This window comes from Flavobacterium sp. GW823-FHT06G12, from assembly GCF_058794775.1.
Window position 1 is genome coordinate 77778 of sequence record NZ_JBXAHE010000003.1, and the last position, 14657, is coordinate 92434.

Below are 14657 nucleotides of genomic sequence, written 5' to 3' on the forward strand. Positions count from 1 at the left end.
ATGAAAATTATTAGTAAGATAGATAATGTAAAAAGCGATTTGTGGAAAATAGATTCCAATATTGTTATACAGAAAAAAGATAGTCTAATTAATTTAGTTACTGAAAAAGAGTTTTATTACGAGAATGAAGTAATAAGATGTTTTTATAGTAACGATTATATTTTTACTATAAGAAAAGAAGAAATTAATATACTTAATAGTGACTTTTCAGTTTTAAACTTTATAAAATATAGTAAAGCAACTGGTATTTCTATTTTTAATGTAAACGATTATGCTATTTGGTTTGAGAATGAAAATGAAGATGAATTTTTTAATTTATATCTAAATAATAAGTCAAAAGGCATAAGTGAGTCTTTTTTCGGGAAATTTCTAAACTCAAATTATAGCTATAGATTTAAAAACAGGAGAAATAGAGAATCGTTTAGATTATCTAGTTTATTGAATGATAAAGATTTCTTCGAATTTCAATGTACAACTGATGAAGAGATAGTTGGAGAAATTATTAAACATGAAGAAAGGATACTATTTTACACCAAAGAAAATGCTAAAGAGTTATACGATTCTAAATTTTGGATTAATGTTTTAGATATCAAAACAGGTGATATAATTTACAAAATTCTCGTTGAGCATTATGGAGCAAGTTTTGATTATGAAAAGGGACAATTTGTTTCGATACAGGGATCAAATCAGAATAAAGAAATAATAAAGAGATATGAGATTGTGGATGTTAATAATGGCAAGTTAGAAAAGGGCAACTTTCATTTTTCAGAAGAAATGCATGCTGTAGGTACCGCGGTTCAATGTATAGATAACAATAAATTATATTTTGTTGATAATATATATTCTTATGAAGAAGAAAAAAGAAAATCTCCAAAAATTGGATCTTTTGATATATTGACAAAAGAAATAGTCTTTTTTGAAGAGTTAAACGAACCTGAAGGAGTTTCTATAAATCAGATTATTGTAAATGATAATATTCTTTATGTAAAAACAGAAAACAACAATGTTTATGTATTAAAAGCCTAGTTTTTATGGAAGTAAGATTATTAATTTAAAGAAGAGAAAATATGAATTATAAATTTTCACTGAAATAAAAAAACACAGTTTTGTAGGAGGTTGAAAAGAGCACAAAGTCGGTAGAGCTCGCATAGTTGGTAATAGCTAGAAGAATAACTAATACTAATTAAAATGGAATTTGTTTTATCAATAATAAGCTATTGATTAAAAGTTTCCCCATTAGCATTTTGTTCCTGAACACAATATGATTTTGAAAAAAATAAAAATTTACACATGAAAAAATATTATTTAACCCTAATAGTAATGCTAATTAGCCTTTGCAGTTTTGCACAAAAATTAAAAATTGACAAAGGAGAAATAAAATTAGACGATAAAACAATAGGATTTGTAGAGGGCAAAAAGCCGTTGTTTACAATTTTCAGTGTAGATAAAAATTATTCCATAACGGCAGAATTAAAGAAAGCTCCAAACGAAGAATCTTTGGTATTGCCATGGATTGAAATTAAAGATGAAACGACGGGAAAATCAAATGAATTAGAATTTAAGAACAAAAGCAGAAAATTCAGTGCCTTCAATTACGATCGCAGTATTGTCTATGAATTATTAGACAGAGATATGATAGGAGTAGAAGGCTTAAACAAAGAAGTAATCGAAAGTTTTATTAATGGGACATCGGCAGGTATAGCGGCGAAGCGCTTGGGAGTTCAAGGAGAAATAGATAATGCTAATAAAATTGCAGATACGTATCAGTTAGCGATTGATGATTATGGTACTATTTTTAGCATTAAAGCACAAAATGAGAATATAGACGATAAAAGAATTGGGTTTATAAAAGTGACTTCACCTTCTCCAAACGGAGATTTAAAGTATGAGGTTATAGATCTTGATAATAATTTAATTGGTACATGGTTCGCCAGAGGCGGAACTTTTAGCGGATATGAAAAGTTGTTAAATCAAGAGGTAATTACATTTAACGGAAAAGTCTTTAAAGCAGCTTTCGAAAATAGAGGAAATCCAGTAGGTTACAAAATGAGCCAAGATATTACAGCAATGAATGTTGTAAGAGCATTGGTTGGTAATGGTTATACTTTAGGTAGCAGATATAATACAGCTAAATAATTATAGAAATAGGTAAAATAATGAAAAACAAAATTTTAGCAATTACATTATTACAATTCTTATTGGTGTTAAATGGTTGTAGTTCAGATTCAAATGATTCAACACCAGAACAGCCAGAAGTGGTGGTAAAAACACCAAAATTAACGGCGTATTCTAAAAACGCTGGTGAAGTAGGTGAAACAATTACAATAACTGGAGAAAATTTTCCAGACAAAATAAGTGACATCAAAATAACTTTTGATGGATTGGCAGCAACAATTGTTTCGACTTCAGCTACCGAAATTAAATTCGTTTTGCCACAAACCGAAAAAATACTACCACAGATTATTATAACAATCTTAGGTAAAGAGATCTATAATGAGATTGCGAATGGTTATAACGGAAATGTTGCTATTCTTCCAGCTCCTTCACTGACAAGTTGGGTAACGCAAGAGAATACGCTAAAAGAGGATGGTGGAATACCACGCATTATGGTTATTAATGATAAAGTAATGTATCTAAACTCAGATATAACTGGGGCTCGTGTTTATAGAACATTAGATGGTGGAGTTACTTGGAATCAATGGGCAGTTAATGGTTTTAGTGCTGGATTCTATGCTACTAAGAATGATGAAGGGTGGTCTCACACAGGTTTTGGAATTTCAAAAATTGCTAAAGGAGGTTATTTAGGAATTGACACATTTGCAAATTTTGGTGAAGTAAAAGATGTGCAGACTTCATATTGTTTATATGTAGACGATAATATGACAAATGGAACTATTGTTACGCAATTTGGAGATGTTTTCACAACTTCTAACGGAGTTGACTTTACACAAGTCTATAATGCACATTTAAACGATGAAGGTTATGATAGAGGATCTGTCAATAAATCTATAGAAATTGATAACAATCATATCTGGGTAGCTGGACAAAAAACGATAAAAACAGTAAGATACCCATTTGTTTTGTTTAAAAATAATGAAACAGATGGTTGGAAAGAACACTATTTGGAGAATGAAGCAAATTCGTCTGTTAATGAAATATCTTTCGCTGATAAAGCAAACGGTTTTCTTTTAATTAATGGAGCAACTTCTAGCACCTTTTATAAAACTACAGATGGTGGCGATACTTGGGCTAAAGTTTATACAGGAGAAAAATTTACAAAATTCACTTTTAAAGACGGTAATACAGGCTGGGCTGTTTTAGAAAATAAAATCTACAAAACAGTAGATGGCGGTGTGACATGGACTCTTGATTATACACATGGACAGCTTATAAAATCAATTGCTTACAAAAATAATATTGTTTGGGCTTTAGCTACAGATAAAATCATCAAACGTTACTTGTAATTTTTAAGGGATAGAAATTCAAATTATACAATAAAAAGCACTGCGGTTTTTTAATAACTGCAGTGTTTTAAAATGCACTGAATGAAAAAAACTTTACTCTTATTCTTATTTTTTGTTATTACTTCTTGTTATCAAGAGACTGCTATAGCCATAGAAGGTGAGTTTACCACTTCTTATGTCGATCAGGATGAATCTATACCCGTTATTATTAAAATTGATAATAAAGTAACGGGTGCAGATACGTATGAATGGACATTTGAAGGAGGGAATCCTTCTGTTTCAAATTCTAAAAATCCTGGCGAGATTTTATACAGCAAGCAGGGAACTTATACCATTAAATTAATAGCAAAAAATGTAGACGGAGAGAGTCAAGAATTCACTAAAACTGTTGAAATAAAAGACGGAATCAATATTGAATTTACTCATGAAATTGTAAAAAGCAATTATTCTCCTGTTGAGGTAATTCTAAAGAATTCAACTATTGGAGAAGGATTAACTTTTAAATGGGAATTTCAGGACGGTTCGCCAGCTTCTTTTACAGGAAAAACACCTCCAAACGTAATATTTACAACTCCAGGAGAACATACCATAACTTTGACGGTATCGAATGGCTTTGAATCTGATAAGCAGACTAAGACTATTACAGTAAATCCATATTTGGTGAGTCTGTTTACCTATGAACCAAAATTTGAAGATGATGATTATGAAGCTCCTGTAACAATTGATTTCACAAACAAATCAGTCAGTGCAACAAGCTATAAATGGACATTTGAAGGCGGAAACCCAGCGGTCTCTACAGAAGAAAATCCAACAGTTGTTTTTGCAAGTTCAGGAACTCATGAAGTTATTTTGGAAGCGTCTAACGACAAAACAAGCCAAGTTTTCAAATCGACAATTAAAGTGTTACCAGACACAAACCTTCGCACATTTACCAATATAAAATTAGGAATTAACACAGCACATAATGGCAACAACATTGGTGCAATGTTTTCTACAGTAACACGCGAAGTTTACAAAGCAAACGAAATTAACAATGAGAATAGTGCTTTAATAGATATTGTATTTCAAGGGTTAAACAGCAATTTTACATACAATAGATTTATCTCTCCAGATCAGGCCAATAACTACGGGTTTTTAGCATTAAAAAATGCGCAAAGCACCATTTTTGTAAACTCACAAAACTTGTGCAATTGCGGTTTAAATTTTACCGAAGCGCAGTTTGATAGTATGGAAAATGATACGCCTATAAAAGCATTAAATATAAGTTACACCGCTGGAGGAGCACAGGAATTTGGTTTTACCTATCCGAAAATTATTTTATTTAAGACACAAGACGGCAGAAAAGGCGCCATTAAAATTAAAGAAATGGTAAAGAACGGTACAAGTTCTTACATTTTATGCGATATCAAAGTCCAAAAACAATAACCAGTAAATGAAGATAATAAATAATAAAATCTTGTTTTGGTTATGTATCGTTTTGGCCTGTTGTTTTTGCAGGAAAGGATATGCACAGGATATAGATTTGCAGAATTTTTATAAACCTAATTTTAAGGTAACAGGTAATATTAATGCCAATATGATGTACTACAATTCTAATATGGAAAATTCACGTGAACCTTTCACGTATCTCTTTTCAGGAAGTTTGAACATTAGTGCTTTTAATTTTAGTGTTCCGTTATTTTATAGTTTTACCAACCAAGGAAATAATTTAGGATATACTGCTCCATTTGATTTTAATAGATTAAGTATTATGCCTAAGTACAAATGGGTAAAAGCATATATTGGAAATGTAAGTATGACATTTTCTCCTTACACATTAAGCGGTTATCCGTTTAAAGGAGTCGGATTAGAGTTGACGCCAAATAGTCCCTTTAAAATATCTTTGATGGGAGGACAGCTTCTTAAAGCAGTTTCAGCAGAAAATGCTTCTGGCGGAGTTCCGATATATCAGCGTTTTGGTTATGGAGCAAAAGTAGGTTTTGAGAAACCGCAATATAAATTAGGGTGGATTGGTTTTTATGCTAAAGACGATGCGAGTTCATTAAACATGGTAAATGATAATGGAGTTACGCCAAAAGAAAACTTTGTAAACAGTTTGATTTTTAGTACTTCTTTGGTAAAAAACTTAAATCTTAATGTAGAGTATGCTTTGTCTGTACTAACAGATGATACAAGAAGTGAAAGTATTTCTGGCGGAGGTTTTCGAGATAAGATATTTTCTGGCAAAGAAAGTACAAGCTACATGAACGCCTTCAATGTTAATTTTGATTACAATATTCAAAAAAGTACTGTTGGATTAACCTATGAGCGTATTGACCCAAATTATAATACGCTTGGTGCATTATATTTTAATAATGACTTGGAAAACATTGCGTTGCGTTTTGCAAGACCTTTTTATCATGATAAAATTACAGTTTCTACCAGTTTAGGATTTCAAAAGGATGATTTAGATAAAGTCAAAAAACAAGATACAAAGCGTGTCGTTGGATCTATTAACATGAATTACAGAGTTACAGATCAAATCAACATTACGGGAAGCTATTCTAATTTTTCTACTTATACCAATAAAAAGTTAGATCAGTTTGAGCTTATAAACAATCCAAATGTTGTGCAAGCAGATACGTTAGACTACAGACAATTGTCTCAAAATGCCAATGTAAATATGTCGTATGCTTTCGGAAAAAAAAGAAATCAAAATTTAAACTTCAATTATAGTATTGCAGGACAAGCTAATGAACAAGGAGGTGTAATCAGAAAAGGTCAAGCAAGCACGGTTCAAAATTATAATTTGGCGCATACGGTTAGTTTTCTTACCACTAAAGTTTCCTTAAATAGTTCGCTTAATTATACTAAAAATGAAGTAAGCAGAAATAACAATTCTTCTTTGGGTGCTTCAGTTGGAGCTTCTAAAAAACTATTTAAAGACAAGCTGAATACCAATCTTGGCTTCCTTTACAATAATTCGCAAGGCAATATGAATTCAAGTTCTGTTTTTGGAATTAAGTTTAATAATAGTTATGTAATGTATCAGAGACATAATTTTGGTTTAAATGTCATTTCAATGTTTAGAAGCAGTACCAATACCGAGAAATTCAACGATTTAACAGCTACTTTAAATTATACTTGTTCATTAGATAAAATAAAACTGCCAGCCAAAAAAGAGCCTAAAAAAGAAAAAGAAGAGGTTTTAAATCCTATTCTAAAAATAAATTACAAAGATAAAACATACGAAGGAACAAGAGACGAAATTATCAAGCAACTACAGGATATGCAGTCAGCACTTCGTCCGATGCCTAAAGAAGATTCAGAGGAGTTACAGCATCTATTAACGCTAACTACTTTGACTCCCGATGATGATAGCTTCAAAGAAAAAGCTTTAAATTATTTAAAGGCGTACGATTTAAATAATGACATCTTAAATAAATACGACAATTATATTCATGAAACTGTAAAAAGTTTGAGAGAAGAAATGGTTCGTAAAGACGAAGGATACGAGAATGACTATGTTATGGCTTTAGGAAGAGTTAATAAACATAAAATGCACGGTGTAGATGCAAAAGATGTAACAGATAAAGTGAGTTACAATTCGTATTTGAAACTCGTAGATCGAAAAAATAAAAAGTTACAGCCTTTACTAGTTCATCGATGGATGTATAATGAGATGGGAATACTTTCAAATACACCTGTAGATCAAATTCATCAAAATGAAAATCTTTCTGCTTTTAATAAAGAAGAACTTGGGGATTTCTTTAAAATGATGAAAGAGAAAAAAACAGAGGCAGCTATAATCGAAGAAATAAAAATCAAATTAATTCCATTCTATCATGATTTAGCACTTAAAAATGTTAAAGATGATGAAGTCGATTTTAAGTTTATAAAGAATAATTAATAGAAAAAAAACTCTTTATAGTTCGAAAGAGTCAAAATATAAAAGAAGTTGGTATGCTTTATTTTTCAAAAAAACAGAATGATTTGCTTATGAAAAAAAAATACAAAATACATTTTGCGGCACTGCTTATCATGCTTTCGGTTGTTTTTTCTTATGGACAGGAGATTGCACCTCCAAAAGAATTAAGCGCTGCTTCAAGTTCAATACAAAAGATTGAAGCCGCTGACCGTTGGGTAGATAAATTTTCAAATCAAGATTTGGTAGAACTGCCTATTGGTATTCGTAATACAGTAAATAACATTCAATATTCTATTGGAGTTACAAAGGCCACTTTTACGCCAGAGTATACAACTTTGACTGTTTTCTGTAGAGTTGATATTCCGCAGAAAGATAAAAAAACTGGACAGCCCATGCAGCTTTTCTTTGGTGCAGATAATGTAAAATTATCGCATCAGGGAGGTATTATGGGTGAAGCCAAATTGGTATTGTTGGGTAATGTTGACATTCCGTTTAATGAGGATAAATGGCAAGTTTCTCTCTATGGAGGTTTCGATATGGCGACAGGAAACGTAAATGATCTGACTTATGTAAAGATAGATTGTGATGGTTTTAAAGAAATGAAAATTTCTGGGGCAGTTGAGTTTTCTAGAGATTTAATTCTGCCAATTGATCCGTTGACAAAAACAGTTGATGAAGCAAAAACAACAATTCCTAAAACATATTATAACGGAAAAACTGTTCCAATACCAAATAGAGTTCGAGGAGAATTTAGTTTTACAGCAGGAAGTTGGAATGATATTTTGTTGAATGTAAGTTTGCAACCATTCGTTTTAAAAGACAAACGAAACGGAAAAGATTTTGATGGCAATTTTCAATTTTTGGTAAACAATGCTGTTTTAGATTTAAGTGATTTAAAAAATGATCCTGTAGTTGTTTTTCCAGAATATTATGCAAAAAACTCGCTTTTGGTTCCAAGTCAGGAATCATGGAAAGGGGTTTTTGTCCAGACTTTTGATGTAGGTCTGCCAAAAGAATTTCAAACTACAGATACTGCTTCAAGTAAAGAAAGGCTTCATGTAGGTGCGCAAAATCTTATTATCGATAAATTTGGAGTTTCGGGAACTTTTTATGCAGACAATGTTTTTCCTTTAGATCGAGGAATCACCAGTCAAGAAAAATCATGGGCCTATTCTTTAGACCATATAGATGTAACTATTGCCGCTAATACTTTTGTAAAAGCAAATTTAAAAGGACAGATTCTTTTACCAATTAGCAAAGCTGCACCAGAGAAAAAAGAAACGGCTACAACTCCAGCAACCAATACAGGAACCGATTCTGCTAAACCAAAACAGACCAATAGAGCTGGTTTAGAATACAACGGATTTATTTCTATGGAAGAACAACAATTAGTTGTTATTACCAAGGATTCTATAGCTTTTGATATCTGGAAAGCCAAAGCATTATTGTTGCCCAATAGTTCTGTCGAGTTAAAATTAGTCAACGGACGATTTTTGCCTAAAGCCAATCTAAACGGTTCGGTTTCTTTTGGAACCAATAAAGGAGCAACTGACGATAAAGATGTCGAAGGCAAGAAAATGGTAGACTTTAAAGGAATTTCGTTTGAAAACCTTCAATTGCAGACTGTTTCGCCTATTATTTCGGTTAGAAATATGGGGTACAAAGGCACTGTTGGTTTTGCTAATTTTCCTGTTTCTATCGGAAACATTAATGTAGCCATTAATGGAGATGATTCCAGAATTGATTTTGATTTAGGAATTAATTTAATGGAAAGCATTGGAGCAGGAGCTACAGCTAGAATTGGAATAAAAGGTAAGATGTACGATGATGGGTATAGGCAAAAAAGCCGATATGACGGTCTGGATCTTTCGGCCATAAACATAGATTGCAAGTTTAGTGGATTAATTATTAAAGGTGGTCTTATCCTAATGGAAAATGACCCTGTATATGGTAACGGATTTAATGCTGACTTGATGGTTGATGTTGTTGGTGTTGTAAATGTTCAGGCAAAAGCTATTTTTGGGCGATCTACTTTTAGGTATTGGTACTTTGATTCTGCTGTAAAATGGCCACCTGTGCCTTCGCCATTTATGATTAATGGTTTTGGCGGCGGAGCCTATTATAAAATGCGAAGAAATCAGGATCTGTCCATTGCAGATTTTTCGCTATCAGGATTGAGCTATACTCCAGATGAAAAGATAAGTTTAGGACTTAAAGCTTTAATTTATTTTTCTATTGGTACAGAATCTGTTTGCGATGGTGAAGCTGGTTTTGAAATTGCATTTAACTCAAATGGAGGAATAAACAGATTAGCTATTTTTGGTAAAGCCAATGTTATGGCCAAAATTCCAGGACTTAAAAATGTTACCGATTTAATGGGTAAAGTAGCTTCAAATGTTACAGCCAAGAAAAGCTTTTTAGGAATAACAGAAAATGACCTTAAAGGTTCTTTTGCCAGTAAATATATTCCAGCAGCAAAAGAGTCAATACCAGGCGATTTATCTGCTGCAGTAGGAATAAAAATGGCAGCAGCTATCGAATTTGATTTTGAAAATAAATCGATGCATGCCACTACCGATGTGTACATTAATACACCAGGAAATTTCATTTCGGGAATTGGAGAAGGAGGTAGAGCCGTTTGGGGAGTTTTCCACAAAGATCCAAAAGATTGGTACATGTACATGGGAACGCCAGACGATCGATGCGGTATTAAAATAGGAGTTGCCGGAATGTACTTAAAAACTACCAGTTATTTTATGGCAGGAACGGTGCTCCCTGGAAGTCCGCCGCCGCCGCCGCAAGTAGCTCAAATTTTGGGTGTCGATTTAAAAGAATTGGACTATATGCGCGACGAAAATGCGTTGGCAAATGGAGGAGGTGTTGCCTTTGGAGCTAGTTTAGATTTTGATACAGGAGATTTAAGCTTCCTGCTTTTTTACGCACGTTTTCAAGCAGGAATGGGATTCGATATTATGCTAAAAGATTACCAAGAAGCAAGATGTTCTAATACAGGAAGTAAAGTTGGTATAAACGGGTGGTATGCCAATGGACAATCTTATGCCTACCTGCAGGGAGAACTTGGAATTAGAGTTAAATTATCATTCTTAAAATTAAAAGTTCCAATTATTTCTGGTGGAGCAGCCGTTTTATTACAGGCAAAATTGCCAAATCCAGTTTGGATGAGAGGCTATATGGCCGGAAACATGAATATCTTAGGCGGATTGATAAAAGGAAAATTCAGGTTTAAATTTGAAATTGGTGAAGAATGCCAATTTGAAAATGCATCGCCATTAGGAGGTGTAAAACTGATAACCGATGTAACTCCAAAACAAAGCTCAACAGACATAGATGTTTTTGCTGTGCCACAAGCCGCATTTTCAATGAAAGTTAATGAAGCTTTTGTAATTCCTGAAGATTCAGGCGATGTGACTTACAAAGTAATATTAGAAAAATTTAAAGTATTTGACGGAACAAAAGAAATTCCTGGAACTTTTGAGTGGAGCGCTTTAAAAGACAAAGTTAATTTTGTTTCAACTGACATTCTTCCGCCTCATAAAGAATTGAAAGTTCAAGTTGAGGTAAGTTTCCAAAAAATGGTAAATGGCGCATTCCAACCTATAAAAGTAGACGGAAAAATTGCTACAGAATACGAAGAAAGAATGTTTACAACCGGAGGAGCACCAAATCATATTCCGCTTAATAATATTAAATTTTCGTATCCAGTTGTAGATCAAAAGTATTTCCTTGAAGAAGAATATCCTAAAGGATACATTCAGCTTAAACGCGGTCAAGATTATTTGTTTGAAGACTCAAGTTGGGAGACAAGTATTAAGGTTGATCAAGACGGAACTTCGAACTCAAAAGCTATCGTATTTAATTATGATACGTCTTCAAATGAAGTGTATTATAACTTTCCAAATATTGACCAGGAAAAGAAATATAATTTCTCAATTGTTAGTAATCTAAAGCAGAATAATGCATCGAAAAGTACAACATCGAATACAAAAGCAAATACGATTAGCGACGAAGGTAATGATATACAAATAAAAGAAAATCAGGCAGATGCTTTGTCTAAAGCTGAAGGAAGTATTGATCGTTTAACGTATTCATTCAATACAAGTAAATACAAGACTTTTTCGTCTAAGATGAATGCAATCAATACACAAAGCTATAACTTTGGAGTTTTATATTCAGATGTTATTTATTTAAGTAACACTATTTCAAGTCAAGAGGCTTTTGATTTAGTAGAATTAAGAGGAGTTGCTTATACTGACAATAAACCTGTAATAACGGCAGAATCTAAATTAAACGATCAATATTTTACAACAGATATCTATCCTTATTTATACAAAGATTATCCTTTAAATGGCACTTTTTCTATAACAAATAGAGATACTGCTGAGTTAGGAGTTATTCCTGCAAAAGCAATTCCGTTAAATGCGTACTATATGACCAGCTTAGAAAACGATATTAATCAGGCATGGACAAAAAGTAATTTTCCATTTAAATACAATATGCCATTGCTTTACAAAGAAGATTGGGTCGATTTAAATAACCAAATAATCAACTCACACATTAACGGAGAACCTGGTTTTGCAGCACTCTCTCAACGATTTGTTAGTAGTATTTTCCAATTTATGCGATATGGAAATTACGAAATAGTAATGAAGTATAATTTGCCAGGAAATAAACAAGCAAATGAATATGTTTACAAATACAGAAACAATAATAACTTTAGGTAAGTTATAGAAACAGACTCTAAAACTTTATGATTCTTATTTGAAAAAAGATCGAAATAAATAGATAAATAAGCGCAAAACCCGTTTGAGAATTCTCAAACGGGTTTTGACATTCTAGACATTTAGATTTCTTAACGATTTTTAAGTTTTTTTTATTAATTTACGTAGGCTTAAAAATCAGTGTATTATCTAAAAGTAAGAAATGCAGGATAACAAAGAAGAAAAGAAAGAACAAAATGCAGTATATCTGCTTCCGTGGGTAACGGCAATTGCCATGTTTATGCAATCATTAGATGGTACAATTCTCAATACTTCGTTACCGTCTATAGCCAAAGACATGGGATATTCGGCAACCGAAATGAATTCGGTTATTGTAACCTATACGCTCACATTAGCTATGTTTATTCCGCTTTCTGGCTGGCTGGCAGATAAGTTTGGAACTAGAACGATGTTTATGATTGCTGTATTTCTATTTATCATGGGATCTTTGTTTTGCGCTCTTTCCGTTGATTTAAGAACACTCAATATGGCGCGTGTTTTACAAGCAGTTGGCGCTTCTATGATGGTGCCCATTGCCCGACTGGCTATTTTGTATCAATACCCCAAAAATCAACTGCTTAAAACAATGAATTTTATTACCTTATTTGGATTATTAGGAATGGTTGCCGGTCCAAGTTTAGGAGGTTTTCTTTCTGATAATTTTAGCTGGCATTGGATTTTTCTAATAAATATTCCAATAGGCCTTATCGGAATTTCGATGGCGTATCGTATTATGCCTAATTTTAGACATGCAGTAGGAAGATTCGATTTTAGAGGATTGGTGTATTTTAGTTTGGCATTGATTTCTATTACTTTGGTTTTAGAACTTATAGGAAGCGGAAGAATGCATATGATTGTAATATTAAGCCTATTGTTTCTATTTGGGCTGCTTTCTTTGTTTTATTACATTCACTATAAAAAAACCGAAAAACCTATTATCGATTTGCATCTTTTAAATATTAGAACCTTAAAAATAGGATTAATGGGAAGTTTAATTACTAGACTAGGAATTGGCGGACTGCCGTTGCTTTTGCCGCTAATGTTGCAGACTAGTTTTGGTTATTCGGCTTCTGTTTCAGGTTTATTGCTGTTGCCTTCTGCTATATCCAATGTTGCAGTGAAACCTTTTATGGTAAACATCATAAAGTTTTTTGGATACAGAACTGTATTAATAAGCAACACCATTTTGCTCGGAGTGGTTTTAATTGTTCTCGGATTTGTAACAAAAGAAACCCCGATTGGTTACTATATTTTGCTAATGATATTTTACGGAGTTTTTACCTCTATACAAATGTCTGCTATGAATACCATTACGCTTTCAGATTTAGATCAAGATACCGCCAGCGGAGGAAATACAATGTTAGTTATCATGCAACAGCTTTCAGTAAGTTTTGGAGTTTCTGTTTCTAGTCTTGCACTTTCTTTATTTCAGGATGGTATATTTAATTTAAACCCTATAAAAGCATTTCAATATACTTTTATTGCATTGGCTGTCTTTACCATTTTTTCAAGTTTTACTTTTTCAAAATTAAGTAAAACTGACGGAGGAGGATATGTATAATTTTAAGTTGCCTATATAAGTTGTAAATTTCTGTAATTTGCAATTTATATAGGCAATCAAAATGGTTTATTATTAGTTTATTCTAATTGTCAAAGAAATAGACAATCAGCATTTTGCACGGCTTAGAGCTTTTGTTTATTGGCACGTGTTTTAATCTTCCATCAAAGAAAAGAGAATCTCCTTCTGTTAAAGTATAAGTTTCATTGGCAATCAAATAATCTACTTCGCCAGAAAGAATATACTTATATTCATAAGCATCTGTCGTAACTTGATCTCTATAACTATTTGGTTCTAAAGTCAAAAAGACGATATCTACGGTCGAATTTTTTATTGTACGAGTCAAGAAACGTTCATACAAGAAACCATTTGAGCCTTCTTTTTGAAATTGATCATAAGTATCTTTCCTTTTTATAATAACCAATTCTTCTTCTTGCGAAATATCTTTAAAAAATTCGCTAAGATTTACTTGCAAGGCTGTAACTATACTCAAAAGAACCGTTAAAGATGGTATGCTTTTTCCGTTCTCAATTTGAGAAATCATTCCTTTTGTCACACCGCTTAAATCTGCAAGTTCCTGTAACGTAAAGCCTTTCTCGGTTCTATATTGTTTGATGCGTTTACTAATTTCTAAAATTGTAACTCTTTCCATGCTTAGTATATGTATACAAAGTTTATTTTAATTAGATATTATCACATCTTTTGTTTATATATAGTAAACAAAGGTGTAGTGATATTGCACGGTAAAAATAAACAAAAAATATGGAATTAACTGTGTTTGATAAAGGCTGGCACTACAGTCCAAGACGAAAATAAAGTTGGAAAAGTAGGAGATACTATGTCTCTTACAGCAAGGAGAAAATGCAAAATGTAGCTTGGTAGTTGGAGTTACAACGGGCGCATATCTTTGTGTTAAGAAAAGTGATTTTTTATTTGGCAAAAATTGTTTT

General features: G+C 32.5%; 8 protein-coding genes. 7 read left to right on the plus strand and 1 reads right to left on the minus strand.

Annotated features, from left to right (window positions below; genetic code table 11):
- The 7 genes from AC1Q5Z_RS13155 to AC1Q5Z_RS13185 all read left to right on the plus strand — a co-directional run bounded on the left by AC1Q5Z_RS13155 (nucleotide 1) and on the right by AC1Q5Z_RS13185 (nucleotide 13710).
- Complete coding sequence (locus tag AC1Q5Z_RS13155) at nucleotides 1–1026, plus strand: hypothetical protein (RefSeq protein ID WP_492445189.1); 1026 nt, start codon at nucleotides 1–3, stop codon at nucleotides 1024–1026.
- A gap of 264 nt (nucleotides 1027–1290) precedes the next feature.
- Complete coding sequence (locus AC1Q5Z_RS13160; protein WP_492445191.1) at nucleotides 1291–2136, plus strand: hypothetical protein; 846 nt, start codon at nucleotides 1291–1293, stop codon at nucleotides 2134–2136.
- A gap of 20 nt (nucleotides 2137–2156) precedes the next feature.
- The gene (locus AC1Q5Z_RS13165) at nucleotides 2157–3464 is read left to right on the plus strand and encodes an IPT/TIG domain-containing protein (RefSeq protein ID WP_492445193.1); all 1308 of its coding nucleotides are present in this window, start codon (nucleotides 2157–2159) and stop codon (nucleotides 3462–3464) included.
- Between the two features lie 81 nt (nucleotides 3465–3545).
- Nucleotides 3546–4889 carry a PKD domain-containing protein gene (locus AC1Q5Z_RS13170; protein ID WP_492445195.1) on the plus strand — a complete coding sequence of 448 codons (1344 nt, stop codon included), beginning with the start codon at nucleotides 3546–3548 and terminating at the stop codon, nucleotides 4887–4889.
- Between the two features lie 7 nt (nucleotides 4890–4896).
- Nucleotides 4897–7353 (plus strand): hypothetical protein, encoded by a 2457-nt coding sequence (locus AC1Q5Z_RS13175; RefSeq protein ID WP_343584427.1) that lies wholly within the window; start codon nucleotides 4897–4899, stop codon nucleotides 7351–7353.
- An 89-nt stretch (nucleotides 7354–7442) separates the two neighbouring features.
- Nucleotides 7443–12113, plus strand: a complete 4671-nt coding sequence (locus AC1Q5Z_RS13180; RefSeq protein WP_343584424.1) for a hypothetical protein — start codon at nucleotides 7443–7445, stop codon at nucleotides 12111–12113.
- Between the two features lie 199 nt (nucleotides 12114–12312).
- Entirely contained in the window at nucleotides 12313–13710 is a 1398-nt protein-coding gene (locus tag AC1Q5Z_RS13185; RefSeq protein WP_198856217.1) for a DHA2 family efflux MFS transporter permease subunit, read from the plus strand.
- Between the two features lie 82 nt (nucleotides 13711–13792).
- Here AC1Q5Z_RS13185 and AC1Q5Z_RS13190 read toward each other — a convergent pair whose 3' ends face one another.
- On the minus strand, nucleotides 13793–14359 hold the full coding sequence (locus AC1Q5Z_RS13190; RefSeq protein ID WP_492445198.1) for a helix-turn-helix domain-containing protein: 567 nt from the start codon (nucleotides 14357–14359) through the stop codon (nucleotides 13793–13795).
- Nucleotides 14360–14657 lie beyond the last annotated feature (298 nt).

Excerpts from the sequence above, each read along its gene's own strand:
- AC1Q5Z_RS13185 (WP_198856217.1), top strand. The coding sequence starts at position 12,313 with ATGCAGGATAACAAAGAAGAAAAGAAAGAACAAAATGCAGTATATCTG.
- AC1Q5Z_RS13160 (WP_492445191.1), top strand. The coding sequence starts at position 1,291 with ATGAAAAAATATTATTTAACCCTAATAGTAATGCTAATTAGCCTTTGC.
- AC1Q5Z_RS13170 (WP_492445195.1), top strand. The coding sequence starts at position 3,546 with ATGAAAAAAACTTTACTCTTATTCTTATTTTTTGTTATTACTTCTTGT.
- AC1Q5Z_RS13155 (WP_492445189.1), top strand. The coding sequence starts at position 1 with ATGAAAATTATTAGTAAGATAGATAATGTAAAAAGCGATTTGTGGAAA.
- AC1Q5Z_RS13190 (WP_492445198.1), bottom strand. The coding sequence starts at position 14,359 with ATGGAAAGAGTTACAATTTTAGAAATTAGTAAACGCATCAAACAATAT.
- AC1Q5Z_RS13175 (WP_343584427.1), top strand. The coding sequence starts at position 4,897 with ATGAAGATAATAAATAATAAAATCTTGTTTTGGTTATGTATCGTTTTG.
- AC1Q5Z_RS13180 (WP_343584424.1), top strand. The coding sequence starts at position 7,443 with ATGAAAAAAAAATACAAAATACATTTTGCGGCACTGCTTATCATGCTT.
- AC1Q5Z_RS13165 (WP_492445193.1), top strand. The coding sequence starts at position 2,157 with ATGAAAAACAAAATTTTAGCAATTACATTATTACAATTCTTATTGGTG.